Genomic DNA, 22,533 nt, shown 5'->3' with positions numbered 1-22,533 from the left:
CGTTGATGACTAACCCATTCCGGGTGCGATGGCTCGAAGGTTGGACCTTTCAGACCGTTCTGCAAGGGGGACAACCGACGATTGAGGCCTACGGCTTTGGTGTGTGCCTGCGGGCTGTGATCGCCCAAGGAGAAACTCCCACTGAAGCGGCCGATCGTTTGGTGCTCGAAGAAGACAGGCTGCGGCGCTCGCTGCGCAATGCCTGGAAGCGTGGCCCGATGCATCTGCTCAACACCGTGCTCGATGTGGAACGCGGCGAAGAGCTGACGCTGCAGGACAACTTGATCCGCAGCGCTCAGCAGCTGGAACCCGCCATCTCACCGCGGGAGGAAGTGATGCAGGGCCTGTCCCACTAGCATTCCAGCGCCTCCCCAGCGCAGTGCCCTCCAAAACCGACCATCGTCAGCGGTGATGGGAAGCTCAGCCGCGCTGAGCAGCTCCAAAAGAAGCCGTTGACGTTGCTGTTGACGGCGCCCGGCCACAGAGCGTTGACGGTCTGCTTTGGACAAGCTGATTTGCAGCACTGGGCTGAGGTGATGCATCCAGCGCAGCGGACGGGGCACGGCGTGCTTCCAAGCGGGAGAATTCCCATTGTTGCCAGTTCTCCATGCAAGGGCTCAGCGAAGACCAAGTGCAGCTGGCCGAAACCTTGCAGCGGCATCTCGCTATCAAAGAGCGGGATTGGCATCGCCTCAAAAGCGACCGCCACCGGCGCGCCGCTGAGCAGCTCTCAGCGGCGTTGTTGTTGTTGCTGCGCAATGGCTCTCAAGCCGATGGGGATGTGCTGGCTTTGCTAGAGAGTGCGCAGCGTTGGATCAAGCGGGAGCAACGCGACCCCGGCTGCCCGGATCACGGCAGCCGCTCGTCTTAACGCCGCTTGGCCAATTGCACGCGATTGCCGCGCTGACTCCAGCGCACATCGTCGAAGCATTGATGCATTAAAAACAGCCCACGACCAGAGATGGCATCCAATTCATCCGGCAGTGAGGCCAAACGCTGCTCGGGCTGCAACCCAGGGCCTTGGTCCTGCACCTGCCAAATCAACCACTGGGGACTGTGGATGCGGCGAATGCGCACAAGCTTGGCGGGATCATTGCCGTTGCCATGGCGCACAGCGTTGACCAGCGCCTCCTGCAAGCCCAGCTGAAGCACGTCGCGATGCTCATGGGCCGCTGGCTGCAGCAGCAGCTCCAGCAATGGCTGCAAAGCCAAGGTGGATGGGGTGATGAACTCAAACCAGCGACAACGCTTTGTCAGGTTCAAGAGCACGTGCCTGCCGCCTGGTACCCGAGTTCTGATCTTATGGAGCCTCGAGGGCTTGGTCGATGGCTGGATGGCGCAAATAGGCATCCATCAGGCGCACCCCACGCAATTGATTCACCAGGGGCATGTGACCCTCTGGGGCCTCATGGCTCCAGGTGAAGGCACCGGGGTAACGGGTCCAGGATCCTTCGTTCTTCCAGCCAATTTGAGGCCACAGTTGCTCCCAGCGCCAACGCAGGCGCTCAATCTTCTGGCGTTGAACACGGAACCCGTAGCGGCCACCGCTGTAGAACCACCACAGCGCATCGAGGTGGGCAAGCTCAGCAATGGGCATGCCAGGCACTTCACTGAAATACACGTATCCGCGCTCTTCGGCCGCTGGCCCGGCCAAGGAGCGCAACTGGGCTGTGGTCAGGCGATCAGCCTCCTCCAGCTCTCCCTGCATCAGGCACCACTGCAGCTCTATGCAGCGCTCGGCTTCCACGCCTGGAGGCACCAGCCAACCTTTGGGGTAGGTGGTTTGCAGCTTGGCGAGCTGATCGGGATCAGCGGCCAATAGGCGCAACAGACTGCCAATCGCCCAGTCATCAACATCCCTGGTTTGCTGATCCAACAGAATCCAAATGGCATCAACAAGCTCATGGCTCTTGGATGCCAAGGTTTTCCAGAGTCGTTGACGCTGGCGGTTATTGCCTTTGAGGAACTCTTCCAAGAGTGCGGCCGGTTCAACAACGGCCTGCTCCGATCCTCGGGAAGCAGCAGATGAGGATGAACCAGACAACATGGCGGATTGGGCCAGTGGCCAGTATCGCAGTGCAGCCGTGAATCAACGGCTTGCGATTCACACATTTATGCGGGCACCCGGCGCTCTGGTGGATGTGCGGAGCCCCAGTGAGTTCGCCAAAGCGCACTGGCCTGGTGCTGTGAATCTGCCCTTGTTCGATGACGAGGGGCGCGCTGAGGTGGGCACCCTCTACAAGCAGCAAGGCCGTCAGCAGGCCATCCAACGGGGATTGGAACTTGTCGGCCCGAAGCTTGCTGCCATGGGCCAGCAGCTGCAGCAGATCGCCCAGCAAGAACCTGGCGGCCTGCGCATCTACTGCTGGCGCGGCGGCATGCGCAGCGGCAGCGTCGCCTGGCTGGCCTCCACCTTGGATCTAGAGGTGGTGGTGCTCGAGGGCGGCTACAAGAGCTTTCGCCGCTGGGTGCTTGGCCAATTCGAGCGGCCTTGGCCAATTCAACTGCTTGGGGGTGGCACCGGCTGCGGCAAAACCGATGTGTTGCATGCCCTGGCCCAGCAAGGCGGAGCCATGGTGGATCTCGAAGGGCTGGCCCACCACCGCGGCAGCAGCTTTGGGGGACTGGGGCAACCCGAGCAACCCAGCACGGAGATGTTTGAAAACAAGCTCGCCCAAGCGCTGGTGGCCCAAGAGGGCCAAGCGCCACTGTGGCTTGAAGCGGAAAGCGTTCAAATTGGCCGTTGCCGCCTGCCCAATGGGCTCTGGAAGCAAATGCAACAGGCTCCTGTGGTGGTGTTGCAACGGCCGCAACAGGAGCGGATTGATGCGCTGGTGGCCCTCTACGGAGCTGAAGCCCATGCAGGATTGCTTGAAGCGACCCAGCGCTTGGAACGGCGGCTTGGTCCACAACGCACCCAAGAGGCCACTGGCAGCATCCGAGCGGGAGATCTGGGCAGCGCCTGCGCGGTGATTCTTGACTACTACGACCGTTGCTACAGCTATGAACTCAATCGGCGCTCGACCCCCATCACAACGTTGCCGGTGGAGGGCTTAAGTGCGGCTGCCGTGGCACACCAGCTTTTGCAACTGAAATCTGCGTAAGCTCTGCGTCTTTCGGGCAGTCAGCGATGGGCGCAGCCATTCAGTTTTTCCGTGGTGTCGACGAGCCCGTCATCCCCGACATCAAGCTGACCCGCTCGCGCGATGGGATGACCGGCCAAGCCAAGTTTGTGTTTGAGGAGCCTGCGGCCTTGGCCCCGGAAACCATGGGCGACATCACCGGCATGTTCATGGTCGATGAAGAGGGCGAACTGACCAGCCGCGATGTCAACGCGCGCTTTGTGAACGGCGTCGCCTTTGCTTTAGAGGCCACCTACACCTGGAAGAGCGAGGCTGACTTCGAGCGTTTCATGCGCTTTGCTGAGCGCTACGCAGCCAGCCACGACCTTGGATTCAGCCAAAGCTGACGGCCAAACCACCTTTGGTCGCTGGGTTGGGTTTGCAGCGCTGATCGCTGCAGTGGTTCTGCTCTGGGATCTGCGCTCTGTCCTGATTGACCTGTTTGGCTCGGTTGTTCTGGCCGTAGCTTTCTGCACCTTGGTGCGCGCTGTTAAAAGGCGGCTGGGTTGGCGGCGCTGGCCCTCACTGCTGCTCTCGCTGCTGCTGGTGCTGCTGCTGGTGATCGTGGTGGTGGTGGCGTTGGTGCCCCCCTTCAGCGCCCAGTTCCGTGAGCTGATCGAGCAATTGCCGCGCGCCGCTCAGGCACTGCAACAACTCATTGGTGGTGATCTGAGCTCGGCGATCCAGAGCAATATCACCAATCCAGATAAGTGGAATCTGGCCAACAGCTTCAGCCGTGTGTTGCAGCTGGCCGGAAATTTCGGCATTGGCCTGGTTCAGCTTGTGTTTGTGGTGGCCGTTGCTCTGATGCTGAGTGTTCAGCCAGATGACTATCGCCAAGTCGCTGTCTTGATGGCGCCCTCCTACTTGCGCCGGCGAATTGCTGGTGTGCTCGATCGCTGCGGGCAAGCACTCAGCAGTTGGATGGTGGGTGTACTGATTAGCTCAGTTGCTGTTGGCCTGATGGCCTTTGTGGGCCTCAGCCTGCTGGGGGTCAAGCTGACCACCGCCAATGCCCTGTTGGCAGGAATGCTCAATGTGATCCCCAACGTGGGGCCCACCTTGAGTGTGGTGTTCCCCATGGCCGTGGCCCTGCTGGACAACCCCTGGATGTCGCTGGCGGTCTTGGCGCTCTATGTGGTGATCCAAAACTTCGAGAGCTACGTAATCACGCCGTCGGTGATGCACCACCAGGTGAAATTGCTCCCCGGGCTCACCTTGGCGGCGCAGCTGATCTTCACGGTGATTTTTGGCTTTAAAGGGCTCTTATTGGCGCTCCCCTTGGCGGTCTGCCTGCAGGTGGTGGTGAGAGAGCTGCTTGTTCGCGATGTGCTCGATACCTGGAAGCGCCCGCGGAGGTTCTGCTAATGGAAGGCCGAAACCTGGTCAGCTGGCCTGCGATTCTTGGCACCTTGGCCCTGGTGGTGCTCGGGCTATTGGCCTGGGAACTGCGCTGGGTGCTGTTGGTGCTCTTTGGCGCTGTGGTACTGGCAGTGGCCCTCGATGTGCCGGTGCAAGTGTTAATGCGGCGCACTCCACTGCATCGTCCGCAGGCCCTGGTGGTGGTGGTGGGCCTGCTGATCTTGCTGGGCTGGGAATTGGGCTTTTTGCTGTTGCCGGAATTGGTGCAACAGGTCGCCACCCTCAATGAATTACTGCCGCAGCTCTTGCAGCGGGTGGGCGCCTTTCTCTCTGAGATCCGCGGCGTGGGCCCGATTGGAAGCAGCCTGGAATCATCCGGTGGTCTTTCGGCCCTGCAACCGCTCGGCAGTCAATTGCTGGGCCTCGCTGGCGGAGCCGCCAACAGCTCGATTCAGGTGTTGCTGATGGCGCTGCTGGCGTTGTTGTTGTGCCTTGATCCGCAACATCACATCAATTTGCTAATCGCAGCCACACCCCGCTTTTATCGCCCGCAAGGTCGCCGTCTGCTGCAGCAATGCCGTGATGCCCTCGGCGGTTGGCTGGCCGGCATGACGATTTCCGCCGTCAGCGTGTTTCTCCTCACCTGGGCGGGACTGGCCTGGTTGCAGGTTCCCCTGGCGTTGCTGAGCGGTCTGGTCTGCGGCCTGCTCACCTTCGTTCCCACCATCGGTCCAACGGTGGCGACGCTGCTGCCCACCGCCCTGGCGCTGGTGGTCTCACCGGAGCTGAGCTTGAAGGTGATCGTGCTGCGATTGATTCTTCAAAACGGCGAGGCGTTTTTGCTCACGCCCCTGTTGCTGTCGCGCACGGTCAACCTTCTGCCCACTGTCGCCTTAATGGCGCAGCTGAGCCTTGGGGCCTTGCTCGGCATACCCGGTGTGTTGCTGGCGCTGCCGTTGGTGGTAGTGCTGCAGGTGCTCCTGCAGGAGGTCTTCGTCAAAGAGATCATGGACCGCTGGACATTGAGCAGCAGCAAGACCTGATTAGTCGTTGCGGCGTTTCCAGCGCTCAAACCAAACCACAGCACCGATGGCCAGGGCTGTACCAATACTCAAGCCGATCAACACCACTCCCAGCTCTATCGGCATCGGTGCCCCTCTGCTGCTCGTTCCGCAACGTCCATCATCTGTGAACGCCACGCAAAACTTCTGGCAGGCTGGGCCTCACTCGTGGATGAACCGTGCGCAGCAGCCAATGGGCAGCCCTGGCGTTAGCCGCTGGCTTGGCTGGTTGCAGCTGGGGCAATCCACCGTGGCAACAGAGCCAGCAGCCAACAGAGAGCGAAGACCAGCTGCGCGCAGCATTGGCCACCACTGCCAAAAATCGGCAGCTCTATGAAAACTGGCGCTACTGGGCGCCACGGCTGTCGTTTGAGCAGCCCAACTGCCAAATCAATGGCCTCACCGAGCAATACGCCGAAGGACTCGAAATCAAGCGGCGCGGCGATGAATTGATGAAGCTCAAACGCTCCAGCTGCATTGTTCCCAGTTCCTTGCTGCCCACCAGCACCGGGGGCTCAGTCTTTGAACTCACCGCCGGCTGGGGTGACCTCAGTGATCGCACCGATCGGCCGCCCGATCTCCAGGGCTATGCCGTCGAATACACCCTCGCTGAAGTGGGGATCACCTGCGACACCGAAGAGGAAACGCGGCGGCCGCTGTTCACCCTGATCGCCCTACCGCAGGGTTCACCGCTGATCATCGATCTCGATAACAACAGCCAAGCGATCCGCATGCTGGGGGTGGAAGACGAGCTCAGTCGCCGCCAAATCAGCTTTGAACAACCGCTGTGGCTGATCGAGGGATCTGAGCAATACGCGGTGGGCACCGTGCGGAATCCACGCACCATGAAGGGAATTGTTGAACCCATCTGCCGCCGGCGGCAGCAGATCATCGATGCCAATCAGCAGCCACTACTGGCCAGCTGAACAGAGCCGTTGGGCAATCCGCTGAGCCTGCCCTTTGCGATCCGCTGAGATCCGCTGCCTCTTGATGCCGTCACCAAGAATGTCGAAGACGCCGTTGTAGCAATTGAGCTGGAGCTTGCGCAGCCGAAACCAACCATCGGGCTTGGCTTGACCTTGGCGTGCCAAAGCACCAGCGCAGGCCCTGGAAGAGCCACCAAAACCGCAGTTCAACACGCCCAATGCAGCGCTGAACAAGTTGCCGGCAATCTGACCGCCGCGCTCCACCTCAAAGCGGTAGACCTTGATCACCGCATCAACCCAGGGTTCCTGCGGGTTGAAGTCGACAATTTCAGAAAACGTCTCCGGCGTGTCCATCGTCCAGCTGCCGAATTGCGAGCCAGGGTCGATTTCTCCATTCACGCCGTTGGTGAAGGCCCGGTAGCGCGTTAAGGGGTAGCCGTGGGGCGAGAGCTGGTGGTAGTCGCCAATGCGAAACAGGATGTTGGCGGCTTCGGTGAACTGCTCAACGCTCAAAACGTTGTTGGCCATCAACCAGCCGAGATAACGGCCTGCGCGCCAGTCAGCCGCATCCTCTTCACGGCCCTTGAAGGGTCCTTGATCAATCGCTTGGTTGACGTGATGGCCCCATTCATGGGCGAGCACGGTGAGCGCCGTGAGCTCAACGCTGGGCGAGGATTGCAGCCGCAAGCGCGAGAGCAAACCGCGGGCATCAATGCCGATTTGGGCTGAGTCAGGGCAGTAGGCATTGCTCGCTGGTGCCTTACCGCAAGCCGAAAAACGCGCTCCAGGCTCGAGCAGCTCCACCTCCGGCAACGCCTGATCGCCATCACTTGCCACATCACGCCAGTAATGGCCCAGCAGGCGGTGGTGAATCGGCAACCTTGCCGATCCCTCAGGGCTCTGCTTCAGCTCCTCAAGCAGAGCGGTCGTAGACAGCAAGGGCGGCGGCGGCGCCGGATCAGCCAGCACCAACACCGCTGTGGCAAACCAGGCGCCAATCATGGGAATCGACTACCGGAGTGGCGCGTTGAGCTCAGCAACCACCAGGGGCTGAGCACCACAATCAAACAGGCGAGCTTGTGGTGAATCACGGCATAAAAAAGGCCGGTCCAGGTGAAGTGCTGCACCAACAACTTGACCTCGCTGCGAAGTTCCAACAGGGCGAGCACCAGCACCACCCAGAACACCGCAGCGGGAATTTTCATGCAACCACGCCAGAGCTTGCTGCCCGTTGCGGCAAACGGCCGCCCATTAAGGGGAGCAGCGGCGGGACCACCGCCACACTCGACCAAGCACCCACAGCAATGCCCACAAACAGGGCCACGGCGAACCACTGCAGGCTGGCACCACCAAACAGGATCAGCGCCAGGATCGGGATCTCAGTACTGAGCGATGTATAGATCGATCGGGTCAAGGTTCCATCAACGGCGCGATCCACCTGATCTTCCACACTCAAATCAGGCAAGAGCCGTTGCTGCTCGCGAATACGGTCAAACACCACCACGGTGTCGTTGACCGAATAGCCGGCCAAGGTGAGCAGCGCCACGGCAAACAAGCTGTTGACCTCAACGCCAGCGAGCAGGCCCAGCCAAGCGAACAAACCACTGGTGATCAGCACATCGTGGGCTAATGCCAACAAGGCCAAAGCGGCATAGAGCCGGGCGTAGCGAGCGGAGATGTAAAGCGCCACGGCCGCAAAGCTGACGGTCAAGGCCAACACGCTGCTGGTCAGCAGCTGTTTGCCCAACACAGGGCCAATAGTGTTGATCTGGGTGTCGGTGGCGATCAGCGGACCCGCCACCTGCTCAAGCGCATCAACAAAGGCACCGCTCTCAGCAGGGCTGAGCGCTGAGCTGCGCACGCTGACAGCCTGGCCATCATCGAGAAGCTGCACCACCGCAGCCGCGGGCAAGGCCTCTTGCACCTGTTGAACACTGAGCTCAGCGCAGCGGTCGCCGCAATTGCGCTCCACCTGGATCGAAGTGCCACCGGTGAAATCAAGGCCTGGCTTCAGGGGAGCCTGGATTGGGGACAGCCAAGAGAGCACCAACCCGAGAACACTGAGCGCCACCAAAACAGCGGTGATGCTGAGGCAAAGCCGGCGATGGCGATTGATGCGCAACCTGGGCTCACGCAGGATGGCGCCGCTGGAGGATGTCATGGCTGGGAAGACGCGGCGAGGAAGAGGGAGGGTTTACGCAAAGCGGGATAACTCAGGGCCAGACGCATCAAGGTGCGGGTGCAGGTCAAAGCGGTGAACAGGCTGAGCAACACCCCGATGGCCAGGGTCACAGCAAAGCCCCGCACCAGGCCGCTGCCCAACCAACCCAGAGCCGCGCAGCTGATCAAGGTGGTGAGGTGACCATCAAAGATCGAGGAAAACGCCCTGGAGAAGCCGGTATCCACCGAGCGGAACAGGGTGTTGCCATCGCGCAGCTCCTCTTTGCTGCGCTCAAAAATCAGGATGTTGGCATCCACAGCCATACCCACAGAGAGGATGAAGCCGGCAATCCCTGGCAGGGTGAGCGTCACCGGAATCAGGGCATACAAGGCCAGGTTGAAGAGTGAATAGAGCAATAGGGCCAGCAGGGCCACCGCTCCTGGAAGGCGGTAGATGATCACCATGAACACACCCACCAGCGCCGTACCGGAACCAGCGGCAATCAAGCTGTTGCGGATGTTCTGGGCCCCCAGCGTGGGACCAACGGAGCGGTTTTCGATGATTTCGACCGGCAGCGGCAAGGCACCACCGCGCAGTTGAACCTCCAAATCACGGGCTTCATCAGCGGAAAAGCGACCGGTGATGGTGGCGGCACCGCCTGTGATGCCCGCTGTGGCGAACTGCGGGCCAACACTGGCTTCACTGATGGAGCGGCCATCCAACATGATTCCGAGCAGTCGATTGGTGCCGGCAATGCTCTTAGTGAGGTCGGCAAACTTCTCGCCGCCCGCCTGGCTAAAGCGCAGCGTCACCTCCCAGCTCTGGCTGCCCTGTTGTTGCTGACGGCCCGCATCCACCAGGTCTGAACCAGTGAGCTCGGGCTCGCCAAACAACGGTGTGATGCGCCGCTCGGTTTCGATCAACAGCGCTTCGAGCTGCTCCTCTTCGCTGGCATTGGCGGGAACCTCAATGCCCTGTTGCTTCAGCAGGTCGGTGAGAGGGCCGCTCACATCTGGGGCCTGCTCCCCATCGCTGGCTTGGTTGCGGCCGGCCAGTTGCTCCTGGCGCGCCACGATTAACCGCTTCAAGCGGGTGAGGTTGGTGAGCTCTTGCTGGGTCTCAGGCTTTTGCGCGCGAAACTCAAGGCGGGCTGTGGTGCCAAGCACCTCAGCAGCCCGGCGCGGATCTTGCACACCAGGCAACTGCACAACGATCCGGTCGCTGCCGGAGGTGGTGACGCTGGCTTCAGAAACGCCCAGGCCATTGACGCGGCGCTCGAGCACTTCCTTAACCGCCTCGAGCTGTTTGGACTCAACCCTGGTGATGTCACCAGCTGGTTTGACCAGCAAGGTGAGTTGGCTACCTCCGCGCAAATCCAGGCCGAGAGATAGCGGTAAGGAGCGCAGCACGAGAAGACTGCCAATGGCCAGCGCCAGGATCAGCGCCAGCCAGCCTTGGGGCCGGGTCATCGCTGCACCAATTGCTGAACGGTCTCGACGATCTGATGGGGCTGGATGATCGTCAGGTTTTCCAACTTGCCGTTGTAAGGCGTTGGGATGTCTTGGCTGGACAGACGGATCGGCGGGGCATCGAGCTCGTCAAAACACTGCTCGGTGATCAGGGCGATCAGCTCGGCGCCGATGCCGCCGGTCTTCATGCACTCTTCAACGATCACCACCCGGTGGGTCTTGGCGATGGAGCGCTTAATGGCCTCCATGTCGAAGGGCTTAAGGCTGATCAAATCGATCAGTTCAGGGTCGTAGCCCTGCTCCACCAGTTGCTTAACAGCTGCTTGGCAGTGGTGGCGCATGCGGGAGTAAGTGAGCAAGGTGACGTCCTTGCCCTCTCGCACCATCTCAGCCTTATCGAGCGCGAAGGTGTAGTCCCCTTCCGGCAGCTCTTCGCTGAGGTTGTACAGCAGCACGTGCTCAAAAAAGAGCACCGGGTTGTTGTCGCGAATCGCGGCCTTCATCAACCCCTTGGCATTGGTGGGGGTGCTGCAAGCAACGATCTTGATGCCCGGGACCGCGTGGAAATAGGCCTCGAGGCGCTGGCTGTGCTCGGCACCGAGCTGGCGGCCCACACCACCAGGTCCCCTCACCACCGTTGGGATCGTGAAGTTGCCACCGCTGGTGTAGCGCAGCATCCCCATGTTGTTGGAGATCTGGTTGAAGGCGAGCAGCAGAAAGCCCATGTTCATGCCTTCCACGATCGGGCGCAGACCGGTCATGGCAGCGCCAACAGCCATGCCTGTGAAGCTGTTTTCAGCAATCGGCGTGTCGAGCACGCGCAGCTCGCCGTATTTCTCGTAGAGATCCTTGGTGACCTTGTAGGAACCGCCGTAATGGCCGACGTCCTCCCCCATCACACAGACATGGGCATCGCGGGCCATCTCTTCATCGATGGCTTCACGCAAGGCGTTGAACAGGAGGGTTTCAGCCACAGGGTCAGGCGCAGGCGGCGTGCCGAGCAAAGCCGGCAAGCGGCCAACTTATCAGCGCCAGGCGGGGATAAGAGCCCTAGCCCCCGGCCGCAAAGGTGGCCAGCAGCAGCACCGAAAGCAGCAGACCAGGAGAGAGCAGCAAGGCCAGCAACCCCAAATCGTGGGGAGTCATGGCAAGAGTTCAGCTAATCCAGGCTAGGCAGCCGGTTTGGTCTCGTTCTGGAAGACAGCCTGGAAAAACAGCAACAGCAAACCTGCCGCAATCAGGCCAAAGCTGAACACCGCCACACAACCACTACCGATGATCAGTGTCTTCAGCGCCGTGGCGATCGACTGGGCGAACTGCTGGCTGTACTGGGGCGGATGCAGGCTGTAGTAGGTGATCAACTTCAGAGTGATCCACACGGAGATCGCGCAGAACAAACCACTGGTGAGGCTGCCGCTGAGATAGCTCAGGGGCCCTTTGCTGGTGGGTTCAGCCATGACGCTCCGCAGTGAACTGGCAAATCCAGTGCTCAAAGCCATTCTCCGCCAACGCCGGAGCCAGGGTGCTCTGGGCGGCGGCGGCGGCCGGCTGATCGCTGTAGAGCGCAAACAGGCTCGGGCCCGATCCGCTCATCGCCACTTGCAGTGGATCGCCCACTGAGGCGAGCAAGGCCAATCCCTTTTTCACGCTTTCGTTCTCAGGTGCCACCACCTGCTGCAGGTCATTGCGCAACGGCGGCAACGGCTGCTGCTCAGCTTGGAGCCACGCCAGCAGCGGCGATTGGCGCAGCGCCTGACGCTGGCGCTCAAAATCAGCTTCCGAGCTGAGATAGCCCGAGCCCAGGCGCTCTTTGCAGAGGCCGTAGGCCCAAGGCGTACTGACACTGACGTTGGGATTTTTGATCAGCAATACAGCGGGCTTAGCAACCGCAGCGATCGCTTCGAGCCGCTCCCCACGGCCAAAGCAGAGTTGCGTCCCGCCCTGCAGGCAAAAGGCCACGTCGGATCCCAGTTGAGCCGCCAAGTTGTGCAGCTCCCCAGCGCTGAGCTGTAGATCCCAATAGCGGTTCAGCAGCAACAAGGCCGTGGCGCCATCACTGGATCCGCCAGCCAAGCCAGCACCAATAGGGATGCGTTTGGTTAATGACAACTGCGCCGAGAGCTCTGGCCTGCGGCAATGGCAGCGCAGCGCCTCGGCTGCCTTAACGATCAAATTGCTGCCATCGACGGGCAACTGGGGATCGCTACATCGCAAGCTCAATTGCCCGGCAGGGGCTGGATCCACGGCCAATTCATCAGCCAAATCCAGGGTCTGCATGACCATGGCCAGCTCATGAAACCCGTCGTCCCTGAGGCCAAGCACCTCCAGGTGCAGGTTGATCTTCGCCGGGGCACGCAGGGACAGCGAACTCACAGAGCCGGTTGCAGAGCAGCGGCTAACGCTACCCACTGCTGCGGTGCAATCTCTTGCGGGCGCTGCTGCGGCGTGATGCCGGCGTCAGCCAGCCAGGCCTCCAAGCCAGCAGCTGGGGCGGCAATGGTCAAGGTGTTGCGCACCATCTTGCGGCGCGCTGCAAAGGCCAGGCGCAGCAGATGTTCCACCTGCTTGGCCACCGCCAGCGGCGGGCGCTGTCCAGCAGGGAGTGGATCGAGGCTGATCACCTCGGACTGCACCTTCGGCGGCGGTTGAAAGCAGCGGGGCGGCACCGGGCACACCGAGCGGCACTGCGCCAACAGCTGCATGCGCACGCTCAAGGCGCTGAAGCTGCTCTGCCCTGGCCGCGCGCTGATGCGCCGGGCCACCTCCTGCTGAACCAGCAGCACCAGCCGCTGATAGGGGGGCTCAACCGGACGGTCCAAGCGACCCACCAAACGCTCCAACAGAGGACCGGTGATGTTGTACGGAATGTTGGCCACCACCTTGGTGGGGCGGCGCTCCCCATCACCCAACTGGGGCAAGGCCAAAACATCGCCGCTCTGCAGTTGGAACCGGGGCTCAGCGGCAAAGCGTTGCTGCAAACCCTCCACCAGATCGCGATCCAACTCCACCGCCTGCACGGAGGCGGCGGGGCTAGCGAGCAGCTGCGCCGTGAGAGCGCCGCGCCCAGGCCCCACCTCCAGCACATGATCATCGGGCTGCAGCGCCGCTGCCGCCACGATCTGAAGCAGCACGCTCTCATCCTTGAGCCAGTGCTGGCCGAAGCGTTTACGCGCGTGATGTCCAGAAAAGGCCATGACTCCAACTGTGCATCAGCCCAGATGCTCCAAAGGGAACCAGCGCACCTGCGCGTCCCCATCCACCAGCGCCAAGTGGGCCTCAATGCTGTGGGAGGCATAGCTGGGATGGGCTGCCAACCAACAGCGCAGTGCCCGGGCCAGGCGGCAGCGCTTGCGGGGTCCGCAGGCCAGCAGGCCGCCGTGATCGAGGCCCCAACGCCGCCTGGCCTTCACTTCCACCAGCAGCAGCCGCTGCGGTTTGGCCAACATCAGGTCCAACTCACCCCAACGGCAGCGCCAGTTGCAATCCAGCAAGCGCCACTGGCGGCGGCAGAGCAAAGCAGCCACCTGGGCTTCCGCCTCGGCACCCCAGGCCATGGCAACTGGCAGCAGCAGCACTCAGCATTCCCCGAAAGCGGCCCTAGGCTCTCGGCCGACTGGTTCAACGTGATGCTGCGACGGCTGCTCGCCCTGCTCTGGCTTCTGCTCCTTCCTGTTCTGCCGGCCGATGCGGCCATGGACTACGCCAAGCAGGTGCTGATTGGCGCTGATTTTTCCAGTCGTGATCTCAGGGGCGTCACCTTCAACCTCACCAACCTGCGCGAAGCCGATCTCTCGGGCTCTGATCTGCGCGCCGCCAGCTTGTTCGGCGCCAAGCTTCAAGACGCCAATCTCTCCGGCAGCGATCTGCGCGAAGCCACGCTCGATTCGGCGGTCTTCAACGGCACCAATCTCAGTGATGCGCGGCTCGAAGGCGCTTTTGCCTTCAACACCCGCTTCAGTGGCGTGACGATCACTGGTGCTGATTTCAGCGATGTTCCCCTTCGAGGTGATGCCCTCAGCACCCTGTGTGCCGTGGCCGAAGGCACCAACTCAGTGACTGGACGCGACACCCGGGACACCCTGGGCTGCCCTTGAGCTGCCATGAGCTTTGATCCCCGCAGCTTGGAGCGTCTCCAGCAACTGGGCCGCCAACTACCCAAGCCCCTGGAGCCGCCTTCGCCCCAACCCCAGGCCAAGCCGCAGCGCCAGCACCGGGTTGAAACCGAAGAGGACCCGGAGGAACTCTTCCGCCAATTGATGCAGGTGAGCCCAGACGGCACGGTGCCTGAACACCTGATGGCCAGGCTGCGCCAACTAGAAGCTCAGCGCAAACGAACGCCGCAGCAACCGAGCTCCAACGCAAGCCATGGCAGTCAGGGCAGAAGCAGCGATCCCAACCAAGACAATTCGCTCTACAGCGAGTTCGAGCAGATGCTGCTGGAAGAGGACGACGCTTAGCTCAAGGGCAGCAGAACCGGGGCAAAGCTCAGCGCAAAGCCGATCTGCCTGAGTGGAACCCCAAAGAGGGTGGAGACCACATCAATGGCGACCGCCGAAACCATCCTCTATGAATTTGATGTAACGAGATTTTAAGCAATGCTTAGGCACTTTGCCGACATCGCTGCTGATCGAGCTGTTGCAGGTACTGGCGCTCGTTGTAATAAAGCTCTTGAAAGCGCAAGGCGTCGGCATTGAGCCGTTGAAACAGCGATTCGATGCGGGTTTCAGCATCCCCCTCGTCCTCTTTGCTTTCAAGCAACATCGCAATGCACTGCTCCAGGCTCTGCAGTCGTTGCGATCCCCAGGCCTCGAGCAGGTGGCGGCAACGGCGCAGCACGCGATGACGCTCCAAGCTCGCGGTCGTGCCGCGCAGCTGATCACTGGGGTTGACCAAGCCGAGCTGCTGCAGCTCACCGGGTTCCAGCAGAGCCGTGAGCCGTTGCAGCAACGGGGAATCTTCGATCAACAGCAGATCTGACAACAGGCGGGGCAACTCCAAATCAGCCAACTGATCCCCCGGCTCGCTGCCACGGCTGATGTTCTCGAGTAAGCCCACACCGAGGTTGTCTTCTTCCAGAGCCGAGAGGTGAGCCCAGAGCTTGCGGTGATGGGGCAGGCCAAAGTCCTCGAGCTCCCGCTGCCGCAGCTCCTGGCGAATCGTGGCCCGCAAGCTGGGCACATGCAGATACAGCCGCAGCAATTGGGCTTCCGCCCGCTCCCGCAAGGAGGCATCCCCCGGCTGCTCATGGCGACTGGAGCGGCCATGCCAGCGCTGGCCTTTGACCTGCTGCCGCAGATCGTCCTCCAGCTGCAACGCCATGCGTGCTTGACCGCCAGAGAGCCGCTCTGCGACCCGCTGCAGGTAGTGACTACGCAGGGCTGACTGGGGCAACTTGCCCAGCAGTTCCACCAACCCTTGAACCGCGAGCTGGAATTGATCAGCGCGGCCGAGATCTTTGCCGCTGAGGACCTGCTCGATCTGCCAGTCCAGCCACAGCGGGGCGTTGTCCTGCAAGGCGAGGTAGTCGGCCTGGCTGTGCTGCTGGAGGAACTCGTCGGGGTCCTTGCCCGCTGGCAGGTGCAACACCCGCAGCTCCAGCTGGCCCTGCAAGGCCTGCTGCTCAACCTCACCAATGGTGCGCTGGGCGGCGCGCACCCCGGCGCCATCGGAATCGAAATTGAGGATGATCCGGCGGCTTTCACTGCAGCGGCAGAGCTGGGTGATCTGCTGGGCGCTCATGGCCGTGCCCAAAGCCGCTACCGCATGGCGCACCCCGGCGGCATGCAGGGCAATCACATCGAAATAGCCCTCCACCACCAGGGCACAGTCCGCGCGGCGGATGGGATCGGCAGCCTTATCGAAGCCATAGAGGTGTTTGCCCTTGTCAAACACCTCCGTTTCAGGGGAGTTGAGGTATTTCGGTTCGCTGCCATCGAGGCTGCGGCCGCCAAAGCCAATGATTCGCCCCTGCCGATCGTGGATGGGCACCATCAACCGATGGCGGAAACGGTCATAGAAACCATTGCCCCCTTTGCGCGGCACCACCAATCCGGCGGCTTCCATCAAGCTGGGATCAATCCCCTCCACCTGCTGGAGGTGACGCAACAGCCCATCCCAAGCCTCGGGGGCATAGCCCAGTTCAAAGGATTCGATCGTGCCGGCGCTCAGCCCCCGCTGCTTGCGCAAATACTCCAGCGCTGCAGCACCCTCGGGGGCCAGCAAGCGTGAGCGAAACCAGCCGCTGGCCAGCGACAGCACGCGGTGCAGCTGATCACGGCGAGAGAGCTGCTGCCGCAAGCGCTCCTGCTGGCTGGCATCGAGCGTTTCAACCGGCAAGGAGTAGCGCCTGGCCAGCTCCATCACCACATCGCTGAAGCTTTGGCGCTTCAGCTCCATGAGGAACTTGAGGCTGTTACCGCCGGCCCCACAGGAGAAGCAGTAATAGAACTGCTTGGCCGGTGAGACCGTCATCGACGGCGATTTGTCGTCGTGAAAGGGGCACAAGCCCACAAATTCACGGCCCTTCTTTTTGAGCACCACGTGCTCACCGACCACATCAACGATGTCGGCACGTTCTTTAACAGCCTCAATCGTGCGGGGATGAAGCCGGGGAACGCTCACGGACTCACCGAAGGGGCCTCATTCTCTAAGACAAATCGGCCAATGCCACTGTTCAGCTGGCAGAAAAACGCATGGCTCCCCCTCGGCTGAGGCGAAAAATCCAGGTGCCATCAGCGGAGGCCTGAAACGATGCAGGCCGCCGATTCACCTGAGCCTTGCCGCCACCCGGGGTGGTTTCAATCACGCTGCGTTGCCCCGATGGCCACTGCACGGTCAACAGCAATTCACCGGCCCCCTGCCAGCCCTCGATGCGGCAGTGGCCAGCCTCCACCCAGCGGCCGGAGCTGCCATCGCTCCAAGCGCACGGGCGCGATTGCTTCAAATCCACCGCTGCATCGCTGTTGGGCTGCTCGGCCTGAAGCGGCAGCGGCAGGGCTACGGCCAGCAGAGCCAACAGCAGCGGGAATTTCATCTGACCAGAGAGTTCTATTGACGGCCTAGCCAGAGGCATCAGCAGCGTCAACAACCAGACCCTGGCGGGTGAGTGGATAACTGCGCCAGCCAACGCCCTCCTGGGCCGGGGGGCGCAGCAAACGCCAGCTCTGGCCTTTGGCACCAGGCAACAACATCAAATCGAAGGGGCTATCCACCCGAATCGGATCGTCGGGCAAGCTCCAATCGAAGCGACCCTGTAAGCGCAGGGCTTGCTGACCTTCCACCGCTTCACGTCCCTGCTGCTCCAGCCGAATGCGGCGCAAACTGGGCTCGCCGCTCAGGGCAGGCAGTTGCAGTGCAGCAGCGAGGTCCTCTTGGGTGAATTGCACTTGCATGGCCAAGGCCTGCATCAAGATCTGCCGTGGGGGTTGCCCTGACGTGCTGCAGGCGGGCAATACCACCACCAGCAGCAACAACAGAGCCATTCCCACCACAAGGCGGCGCAGCACGGCGATCAACGGCAACATGGCAGCACTCCTAGGCACAGCATGATCGGTTGGTTGCATGGAACGATCGGTGATCGGTGGCAAGAGGGCAACCGCTGCTGGCTTCTGTTGCTCTGCGGGCCGGTTGGTTACGAGCTGCAGGTGAGCGAAAGCCTCTGGCAAGGCACCGCATTGGAAGCTCAAACGACTATTCATACCCATCTGCAACAGCGCGAGGACGGCCAACAGCTCTATGGCTTTGAAACCAAAGCCGATCGCAACCTGTTCCGCCTGTTAATCAGCGTCAATGGAGTGGGTCCGCAGGTGGCTCTCGGGCTGATCTCCGGCTTGGGTGCGGTGAGCTTGCTGCAAGCGATGGCCGCAGAAGACGTCAAAGTGCTGTGCCAAGCCCCCGGCGTTGGCAAACGCACCGCCGAGCGGCTGAGCCTGGAATGGCGCTCGCGGCTGCAGGAGCGCTGGCAACAGCAGGGGGGAACCACACCGCTGCGCCTGGTGGAGCCGGTGGCGGAAAGCCGGGAACTGCGCGCCACCCTGGAAGCCCTTGGCTATGGACCAGAAGAGGTGAGCGCGGCGGTGGCCCAAGCAGGCAGCCATGGCCTTGATCCAGAACAACCCATGGAGGAGTGGCTGCGGCATTGCTTGGCCTGGCTCAGCCGTCAAGCGGGATAGAGAACCGCGAACGGTATGCTTTTGGATTACACGAGCTGGGTCTCCCCTCCCGCATGCCCCTCAACACCGAGAAGAAGCAAGAACTGATCAACTCCCACCAGACCCACGCAACAGATACGGGGTCTGTGGAAGTGCAAGTGGCGATGCTGAGTGAGCGGATCACCCAGTTGACGGGCCACCTTCAGAGCAACAAGCACGACTACTCGTCGCGCCAAGGCCTGATGAAGATGCTGGGCCGCCGCAAGAGCCTGTTGGGTTACCTGAAGAGCCAGAGCAGCGAGCGCTACGACACGCTGATTCAAAAGCTCGGCATCCGCGGCTAAGTCGCCGCCATGGCCAGCCCCAAAGAGACTGGCGGATTCGGAGCCAACAGCGCCCCAGCGGTCAAACCAGCTCCCAAACAAGCCAAGCCCAAATCCAACCAGACCATCCCCCCGGTTGTTGCCAATCGCATGGCGCGCCGAGTGGCGATTTGTGCTGCCACACCAACGGCGTTGGGCATGGCCTCGTTCCTGGTGAGCTACTGGCTGGTCTCCCGCCAAATCATCGACGTGCCACCAGCGCTAACGCTGCTGGTCTCAGGCGGGTTCTTTTTGTTGGGTCTGCTGGGCTTGAGCTACGGCCTGTTTTCCAGCAGCTGGCTCGAAGCGCCAGGAAGCTTCCTGGGTTTTGAGCAAATCGGGGTCAACATCCAGCGGCTGCGCAATGGCGCAGTTGCACGTCGAAGCGAGCAGCCGTAAGGCTTGCGGCAGCTGCTTGGGCATCGTTCACGCAGAACTGATGCCCCAAACGCACAAAGCACCGTTGATCGGCGGCTTGCACCTCAGCCACCACCGGCACGCGGCTGCCCAAGGTTTCAGGATCGATGCGGTGCTGCTGCAAGCACTCGCGCAACTGATGCTGAACGGTGATGTCGGCAGCTTGCTGGCCATCGAGGCGCACCACAACCAAATCCAGTTGATCGATCAATGACACGTCGTCGACGATCAATTGCACCCGATCATCGCGGCGGTCCACCTGACCCCAGAGCAGCAGTCGGGCGTCCACCATCAGATGGTCGCTGAGGCGGGCATAGGTTTTGGGGAACACCACAGCTTCAGCGCTGCCGGTGAGGTCTTCGATTTGCAAGATCGCCATGCGATCGCCCTTGCGGGTGGTGACCACACGCATCTCAGGCACCATCACCAAGGTGGACACCCGCTGCCGATCGGCCTGCTCAGACAGGCTGCCCAGACCAACGGGCATCAGCAGCCGGCGGGTGTCTTGCAGTTGCTTGAGCGGGTGATCGGAGAGATAGAACCCCACCAACTCCTTCTCCAAGCGCAACTTCTCCGTGGGCGCGTAGTCGGGCACGGCCCCTGCTTTCGGGGCCGAAGCCGGCGTTGAGCTGGCGGCCTCAGCTTCAGAGCCCCCACCAAGCAGATCGAGCAGATTGCCCTGGCCGCTGGCGCGATCACGGGCCCGGGCCGTGGCCCAATCGAGCAGCAGGTCCAAATCGGCCATCAACTGCGCCCGGTTGCCATCGGGCTCCAAGGCATCGAGGGCGCCGCTATGGATCAATGATTCCAGCGCGCGCCGGTTGAGCTGGCCAATGCCCGCCATGCGATCACAGAGCTCAGCAAGCGAGGTGAACGGCCCATCGCTCTGGCGTGAGGCGATCAGGGCATGGATGGCTCCATCGCCGAGGTTTCGAACCGCTGAGAGGCCAAAGAGAATGCGCTGTCCCACGGGAGTGAAGTCAATGCCAGAACGGTTGACATCAGGGGGCAACACCGCGATCCCCATGGCGTTGCTATTGGCGATGTAGCGCTGGACTTTCTCCGTCACGCCGGCGTTCACCGTCAGCAACGCGGCCATGTAGGCCACGGGATAGTGAGCCTTCAGGTAAGCCGTCTGGTACGTCACGGCGCCATAGGCCGTGGAATGGCTCTTGTTGAAGCAGTACTCCGCAAAGAGCACCATCTGATCAAAGAGCTCATCGGCCACCTTGGCGTCAACACCCCGTTGACTCGCCCCTTCAACAAAAATGCCGCGATGCTTCTGCATCTCAGAGACTTTCTTTTTGCCCATGGCCCGGCGCAGCAGGTCGGCTTCACCGAGTGAGTAGCCCGCTAGATCCTGCGCAATCCGCATGATCTGCTCCTGGTACACCATGATCCCGTAGGTCTCCTGCAGGATCGGCTGCAGCTTGGCGTCAGCAAATTCAATGGCCTCGCGGCCATGCTTGCGGTTGATGAATTTGGGAATCAAGCCGGCATCCAAGGGACCCGGCCTGTAGAGGGCCAAGATCGAGGAGATGTCCTCCAGCGACGACGGCTTGAGGTCGCGCACGATCTGGCGCATGCCTGTGGATTCCAACTGGAAGATTCCCTCGAGATCACCGCGTGCCAGCAGCTGGTAGGTCTCCGGGTCATCAGCAGGAAGCTGGTCGGGATCGGGACGATCCCCATGCTCGGCACTGACCAGTTCGAGGGTCTTCTCGATCATGGTCAGGTTCTTGAGGCCGAGGAAATCCATCTTCAGCAGGCCCATGGATTCCACGTCTTCCATGAAGTACTGGGTGATCACCTGCCCATCGTTGTTGCGCTGCAGGGGCACCAATTCATCGAGGGGGTCAGCGGCAATCACCACACCAGCGGCGTGCACACCAAAGGTTTTGTTGGTGCCCTCGATCCGGCGGGCCATATCGACCCAGCGCCTCACCTGGGGATCGCTTTCGTACTTCTGACGGAACTCGGGCTCCGGTGAATCGTCGGAAATCATCTGCGCCAATTTGGCGGGCTTGCCCCGCACCACTGGAATCAACTTCGCCAGTCGGTCGGCATCGCCATAGGGGATATCCAACACCCGCGCCACATCCTTCAGCACGGCCTTGGAGGTCATGCGGTTGAAGGTGATGATCTGCGCCACCTTGTCATCGCCGTAGCGCTCGGTGACGTAGTCGATCACCTCACTGCGCCGAGCAATGCAGAAATCGGTGTCGATATCAGGCATGGATTTGCGCTCTGGATTCAAGAAGCGCTCAAACAGCAATCCATTGCTGACCGGATCGATGTTGGTGATGCCCAGGGCATAGGCCACCAGGGATCCAGCAGCCGATCCCCGGCCGGGGCCCACGGGGATGCCGTTATCGCGGGCAAAGCGGATGTAATCCCAAACCACCAGGAAGTAGGTGGGGAATCCCATCTGTTCCATGATTTTGAGTTCATGGCGCATGCGCTCGCCATACACCTCATCGATGCTCGAATCGGCATCGAGCTGCAGGCGCTGGCGCAACCCCTGCTCGGTGACTTCATGGAGGTACGACACCGGCGTATGGCCTTCCGGAATGGGAAAGCGCGGCATCTGATAGCGGCCGAGGATGTCGTAGTCCTCCACCTTCTCGGCAACCGACACCGTGTTATCGAGCGCCTGCTGCACCACCTCCGCCGGGAGGTGGTCAACGAAGAGACGCTCCATCTCCTCGCGACTTTTGATGTATTCCGTTCCGGTGTACCGCAGACGCTTCTCATCGCTGATCAACTTGCCCGTGAGCACGCACAGCAAGGCGTCGTGGGCTTCAACGTCGTCGCGACTCAGGTAGTGGGCGTCGTTTGTTGCAATCAGTTGGATGCCGAGCTCCCGCGAGAGGGTCAGCAGGCCGGTATTAACAATGCGATCTTCCGGTGAACCGTGGTCTTGAATCTCGAGGTAGAAGTCATCACCGAGCAGATCGCGGTACCAGCTAGCCACCTGACGCGCCACATCCATGCGGCCGCGCAAAATCGCTTGGGGGATTTCACCGCCCAAGCAGGCCGTCGCCACAATCAGGCCTTCGCTGTATTGCTGCAGCAGGTGCTTATCGATGCAAGCGCGCGCAAAGATGCCGCGACCACGCATTCCGCGCAGATGGCTGATGCTGGTGAGCTTGACGAGGTTGCGGTAGCCAACGTTGTTCTTGGCCAACACCACCAGGTGATAGCGACGCTCTTTCTTCGGCTGGGGGTCATCGATGCTGCCGTTGACGACATACATCTCATTGCCAATGATCGGCTTGATGCCCGCTTTTGAACACAGCTTCAGCAGCTCGATGGCGCCATACATCACCCCGTGATCGGTGAGGGCCACCGCTGGCATGCCGAGGTCAACGGCCCGCTGCACCATCGCGGGCAGCTGGGTCGCTCCATCCAAGAGGCTGTAATCGCTGTGGTTATGCAGAGGAACGAAGCTCAAGCCTGCAACCACCGATCGAACACAGCCAGCCTACCGAGACACACCAGAT

Annotated in this window: 28 protein-coding genes; 12 read left to right on the top strand and 16 right to left on the bottom strand. The window is 61.3% G+C overall.

Annotation, left to right across the window (positions count from 1 at the left end; all coding sequences use genetic code 11):
* The first annotated feature begins 5 nt into the window (after nt 1-5).
* Entirely contained in the window at nt 6-356 is a 351-nt protein-coding gene (locus SIB46_RS01785; protein WP_413296845.1) for a hypothetical protein, read from the top strand.
* Here the strand turns inward: SIB46_RS01785 and SIB46_RS01780 are convergent.
* Complete coding sequence (locus SIB46_RS01780) at nt 318-563, bottom strand: hypothetical protein (RefSeq protein WP_413296844.1); 246 nt, start codon at nt 561-563, stop codon at nt 318-320. The two genes, SIB46_RS01785 and SIB46_RS01780, sit on opposite strands and share 39 nt — an antisense overlap.
* 44 nt (nt 564-607) lie before the next feature.
* Between SIB46_RS01780 and SIB46_RS01775 the strand changes: the two genes are divergently transcribed.
* Nucleotides 608-871, top strand: a complete 264-nt coding sequence (locus tag SIB46_RS01775) for a DUF6439 family protein (RefSeq protein WP_413296842.1) — start codon at nt 608-610, stop codon at nt 869-871.
* On the opposite strand, the gene SIB46_RS01770 is transcribed toward SIB46_RS01775, so the two are convergent.
* Together SIB46_RS01770 and SIB46_RS01765 are read right to left on the bottom strand one after the other, a co-directional pair.
* Complete coding sequence (locus tag SIB46_RS01770; protein ID WP_413296841.1) at nt 868-1,350, bottom strand: ATP-binding protein; 483 nt, start codon at nt 1,348-1,350, stop codon at nt 868-870. The genes SIB46_RS01775 and SIB46_RS01770 overlap by 4 nt on opposite strands.
* Nucleotides 1,301-1,975, bottom strand: coding sequence for a GUN4 domain-containing protein (locus SIB46_RS01765; RefSeq protein WP_413296840.1), 675 nt, complete (start codon nt 1,973-1,975; stop codon nt 1,301-1,303). The genes SIB46_RS01770 and SIB46_RS01765 overlap by 50 nt, the downstream gene beginning before the upstream one ends.
* A gap of 70 nt (nt 1,976-2,045) precedes the next feature.
* Between SIB46_RS01765 and mnmH the strand changes: the two genes are divergently transcribed.
* The 5 genes from mnmH to SIB46_RS01740 all read left to right on the top strand — a co-directional run bounded on the left by mnmH (nt 2,046) and on the right by SIB46_RS01740 (nt 6,471).
* Nucleotides 2,046-3,104 carry a tRNA 2-selenouridine(34) synthase MnmH gene (gene mnmH, locus SIB46_RS01760; protein ID WP_413296838.1) on the top strand — a complete coding sequence of 353 codons (1,059 nt, stop codon included), beginning with the start codon at nt 2,046-2,048 and terminating at the stop codon, nt 3,102-3,104.
* A gap of 26 nt (nt 3,105-3,130) precedes the next feature.
* Complete coding sequence (psb28, locus tag SIB46_RS01755; RefSeq protein ID WP_413296837.1) at nt 3,131-3,469, top strand: photosystem II reaction center protein Psb28; 339 nt, start codon at nt 3,131-3,133, stop codon at nt 3,467-3,469.
* Complete coding sequence (locus tag SIB46_RS01750; protein ID WP_413296836.1) at nt 3,450-4,490, top strand: AI-2E family transporter; 1,041 nt, start codon at nt 3,450-3,452, stop codon at nt 4,488-4,490. Before psb28 ends, SIB46_RS01750 begins: the two co-directional genes overlap by 20 nt.
* Nucleotides 4,490-5,527 carry an AI-2E family transporter gene (locus SIB46_RS01745; protein ID WP_413296835.1) on the top strand — a complete coding sequence of 346 codons (1,038 nt, stop codon included), beginning with the start codon at nt 4,490-4,492 and terminating at the stop codon, nt 5,525-5,527. Before SIB46_RS01750 ends, SIB46_RS01745 begins: the two co-directional genes overlap by 1 nt.
* 197 nt (nt 5,528-5,724) lie before the next feature.
* Nucleotides 5,725-6,471, top strand: coding sequence for a hypothetical protein (locus tag SIB46_RS01740; RefSeq protein WP_413296834.1), 747 nt, complete (start codon nt 5,725-5,727; stop codon nt 6,469-6,471).
* Here SIB46_RS01740 and SIB46_RS01735 read toward each other — a convergent pair.
* From SIB46_RS01735 to SIB46_RS01695, 9 genes are all read right to left on the bottom strand, one after another.
* On the bottom strand, nt 6,457-7,473 hold the full coding sequence (locus tag SIB46_RS01735) for a Zn peptidase (RefSeq protein ID WP_413296833.1): 1,017 nt from the start codon (nt 7,471-7,473) through the stop codon (nt 6,457-6,459). The two genes, SIB46_RS01740 and SIB46_RS01735, sit on opposite strands and share 15 nt — an antisense overlap.
* Complete coding sequence (locus tag SIB46_RS01730) at nt 7,470-7,676, bottom strand: hypothetical protein (RefSeq protein WP_413296832.1); 207 nt, start codon at nt 7,674-7,676, stop codon at nt 7,470-7,472. Before SIB46_RS01730 ends, SIB46_RS01735 begins: the two co-directional genes overlap by 4 nt.
* Nucleotides 7,673-8,632, bottom strand: coding sequence for a protein translocase subunit SecF (gene secF, locus SIB46_RS01725; protein ID WP_413296831.1), 960 nt, complete (start codon nt 8,630-8,632; stop codon nt 7,673-7,675). The genes SIB46_RS01730 and secF overlap by 4 nt, the downstream gene beginning before the upstream one ends.
* Nucleotides 8,629-10,101: a protein translocase subunit SecD gene (gene secD, locus SIB46_RS01720; protein ID WP_413296830.1), complete on the bottom strand. Its 1,473-nt coding sequence runs from the start codon at nt 10,099-10,101 to the stop codon at nt 8,629-8,631. Before secD ends, secF begins: the two co-directional genes overlap by 4 nt.
* Complete coding sequence (locus tag SIB46_RS01715; protein WP_413296829.1) at nt 10,098-11,075, bottom strand: alpha-ketoacid dehydrogenase subunit beta; 978 nt, start codon at nt 11,073-11,075, stop codon at nt 10,098-10,100. The genes secD and SIB46_RS01715 overlap by 4 nt, the downstream gene beginning before the upstream one ends.
* Before the next feature lie 195 nt (nt 11,076-11,270).
* Nucleotides 11,271-11,558 (bottom strand): DUF3082 domain-containing protein, encoded by a 288-nt coding sequence (locus SIB46_RS01710; RefSeq protein WP_413296828.1) that lies wholly within the window; start codon nt 11,556-11,558, stop codon nt 11,271-11,273.
* Nucleotides 11,551-12,474, bottom strand: coding sequence for a 4-(cytidine 5'-diphospho)-2-C-methyl-D-erythritol kinase (gene ispE, locus SIB46_RS01705; RefSeq protein ID WP_413296826.1), 924 nt, complete (start codon nt 12,472-12,474; stop codon nt 11,551-11,553). Before ispE ends, SIB46_RS01710 begins: the two co-directional genes overlap by 8 nt.
* Nucleotides 12,471-13,295, bottom strand: a complete 825-nt coding sequence (gene rsmA / locus SIB46_RS01700; RefSeq protein ID WP_413296824.1) for a 16S rRNA (adenine(1518)-N(6)/adenine(1519)-N(6))-dimethyltransferase RsmA — start codon at nt 13,293-13,295, stop codon at nt 12,471-12,473. Before rsmA ends, ispE begins: the two co-directional genes overlap by 4 nt.
* A gap of 15 nt (nt 13,296-13,310) precedes the next feature.
* Nucleotides 13,311-13,655, bottom strand: a complete 345-nt coding sequence (locus SIB46_RS01695) for a YraN family protein (RefSeq protein ID WP_413296823.1) — start codon at nt 13,653-13,655, stop codon at nt 13,311-13,313.
* Between the two features lie 72 nt (nt 13,656-13,727).
* Here SIB46_RS01695 and SIB46_RS01690 point away from each other — a divergent pair, with 72 nt between their 5' ends.
* Nucleotides 13,728-14,195, top strand: coding sequence for a pentapeptide repeat-containing protein (locus SIB46_RS01690; RefSeq protein WP_413296822.1), 468 nt, complete (start codon nt 13,728-13,730; stop codon nt 14,193-14,195).
* A gap of 6 nt (nt 14,196-14,201) precedes the next feature.
* On the top strand, nt 14,202-14,558 hold the full coding sequence (locus SIB46_RS01685; protein ID WP_413296821.1) for a hypothetical protein: 357 nt from the start codon (nt 14,202-14,204) through the stop codon (nt 14,556-14,558).
* A gap of 142 nt (nt 14,559-14,700) precedes the next feature.
* On the opposite strand, the gene dnaG is transcribed toward SIB46_RS01685, so the two are convergent.
* The 3 genes from dnaG to SIB46_RS01670 are packed head-to-tail and all read right to left on the bottom strand — an operon-like array spanning nt 14,701 to nt 17,624.
* On the bottom strand, nt 14,701-16,722 hold the full coding sequence (gene dnaG, locus SIB46_RS01680) for a DNA primase (protein WP_413296820.1): 2,022 nt from the start codon (nt 16,720-16,722) through the stop codon (nt 14,701-14,703).
* Nucleotides 16,723-16,774: 52 nt separating this feature from the next.
* A complete protein-coding gene (locus SIB46_RS01675; RefSeq protein WP_413296819.1) occupies nt 16,775-17,134 on the bottom strand; it encodes a hypothetical protein in 360 nt (119 codons plus the stop codon).
* Nucleotides 17,135-17,159: 25 nt separating this feature from the next.
* Nucleotides 17,160-17,624, bottom strand: coding sequence for a hypothetical protein (locus tag SIB46_RS01670; RefSeq protein WP_413296818.1), 465 nt, complete (start codon nt 17,622-17,624; stop codon nt 17,160-17,162).
* A 21-nt stretch (nt 17,625-17,645) separates the two neighbouring features.
* Between SIB46_RS01670 and ruvA the strand changes: the two genes are divergently transcribed.
* The 3 genes from ruvA to SIB46_RS01655 are packed head-to-tail and all read left to right on the top strand — an operon-like array spanning nt 17,646 to nt 19,012.
* On the top strand, nt 17,646-18,272 hold the full coding sequence (gene ruvA / locus SIB46_RS01665) for a Holliday junction branch migration protein RuvA (protein ID WP_413296817.1): 627 nt from the start codon (nt 17,646-17,648) through the stop codon (nt 18,270-18,272).
* Nucleotides 18,273-18,325: 53 nt separating this feature from the next.
* Nucleotides 18,326-18,595 (top strand): 30S ribosomal protein S15, encoded by a 270-nt coding sequence (gene rpsO, locus SIB46_RS01660; protein ID WP_011935740.1) that lies wholly within the window; start codon nt 18,326-18,328, stop codon nt 18,593-18,595.
* A gap of 9 nt (nt 18,596-18,604) precedes the next feature.
* Nucleotides 18,605-19,012, top strand: a complete 408-nt coding sequence (locus tag SIB46_RS01655) for a PAM68 family protein (RefSeq protein WP_413296816.1) — start codon at nt 18,605-18,607, stop codon at nt 19,010-19,012.
* Here the strand turns inward: SIB46_RS01655 and SIB46_RS01650 are convergent.
* Entirely contained in the window at nt 18,957-22,484 is a 3,528-nt protein-coding gene (locus SIB46_RS01650; RefSeq protein WP_413296815.1) for a DNA polymerase III subunit alpha, read from the bottom strand. The two genes, SIB46_RS01655 and SIB46_RS01650, sit on opposite strands and share 56 nt — an antisense overlap.
* Nucleotides 22,485-22,533 lie beyond the last annotated feature (49 nt).

Source organism: Synechococcus sp. MIT S9452 (assembly GCF_047304245.1).
Taxonomy (GTDB): Bacteria; Cyanobacteriota; Cyanobacteriia; order PCC-6307; family Cyanobiaceae; genus RCC307.
This window is presented reverse-complemented; position numbering and strand designations above follow the sequence as displayed.

Coding starts and splice junctions, on each gene's coding strand:
- SIB46_RS01785 (WP_413296845.1), top strand. CDS start 6: ATGACTAACCCATTCCGGGTGCGATGGCTCGAAGGTTGGACCTTTCAG.
- SIB46_RS01775 (WP_413296842.1), top strand. CDS start 608: ATGCAAGGGCTCAGCGAAGACCAAGTGCAGCTGGCCGAAACCTTGCAG.
- SIB46_RS01770 (WP_413296841.1), bottom strand. CDS start 1,350: ATGCCTATTTGCGCCATCCAGCCATCGACCAAGCCCTCGAGGCTCCAT.
- mnmH (WP_413296838.1), top strand. CDS start 2,046: ATGGCGGATTGGGCCAGTGGCCAGTATCGCAGTGCAGCCGTGAATCAA.
- psb28 (WP_413296837.1), top strand. CDS start 3,131: ATGGGCGCAGCCATTCAGTTTTTCCGTGGTGTCGACGAGCCCGTCATC.
- SIB46_RS01745 (WP_413296835.1), top strand. CDS start 4,490: ATGGAAGGCCGAAACCTGGTCAGCTGGCCTGCGATTCTTGGCACCTTG.
- SIB46_RS01735 (WP_413296833.1), bottom strand. CDS start 7,473: ATGATTGGCGCCTGGTTTGCCACAGCGGTGTTGGTGCTGGCTGATCCG.
- SIB46_RS01730 (WP_413296832.1), bottom strand. CDS start 7,676: ATGAAAATTCCCGCTGCGGTGTTCTGGGTGGTGCTGGTGCTCGCCCTG.
- secF (WP_413296831.1), bottom strand. CDS start 8,632: ATGACATCCTCCAGCGGCGCCATCCTGCGTGAGCCCAGGTTGCGCATC.
- secD (WP_413296830.1), bottom strand. CDS start 10,101: ATGACCCGGCCCCAAGGCTGGCTGGCGCTGATCCTGGCGCTGGCCATT.
- SIB46_RS01710 (WP_413296828.1), bottom strand. CDS start 11,558: ATGGCTGAACCCACCAGCAAAGGGCCCCTGAGCTATCTCAGCGGCAGC.
- rsmA (WP_413296824.1), bottom strand. CDS start 13,295: ATGGCCTTTTCTGGACATCACGCGCGTAAACGCTTCGGCCAGCACTGG.
- SIB46_RS01695 (WP_413296823.1), bottom strand. CDS start 13,655: ATGGCCTGGGGTGCCGAGGCGGAAGCCCAGGTGGCTGCTTTGCTCTGC.
- SIB46_RS01690 (WP_413296822.1), top strand. CDS start 13,728: ATGCTGCGACGGCTGCTCGCCCTGCTCTGGCTTCTGCTCCTTCCTGTT.
- SIB46_RS01685 (WP_413296821.1), top strand. CDS start 14,202: ATGAGCTTTGATCCCCGCAGCTTGGAGCGTCTCCAGCAACTGGGCCGC.
- SIB46_RS01675 (WP_413296819.1), bottom strand. CDS start 17,134: ATGAAATTCCCGCTGCTGTTGGCTCTGCTGGCCGTAGCCCTGCCGCTG.
- SIB46_RS01670 (WP_413296818.1), bottom strand. CDS start 17,624: ATGTTGCCGTTGATCGCCGTGCTGCGCCGCCTTGTGGTGGGAATGGCT.
- ruvA (WP_413296817.1), top strand. CDS start 17,646: ATGATCGGTTGGTTGCATGGAACGATCGGTGATCGGTGGCAAGAGGGC.
- rpsO (WP_011935740.1), top strand. CDS start 18,326: ATGCCCCTCAACACCGAGAAGAAGCAAGAACTGATCAACTCCCACCAG.
- SIB46_RS01655 (WP_413296816.1), top strand. CDS start 18,605: ATGGCCAGCCCCAAAGAGACTGGCGGATTCGGAGCCAACAGCGCCCCA.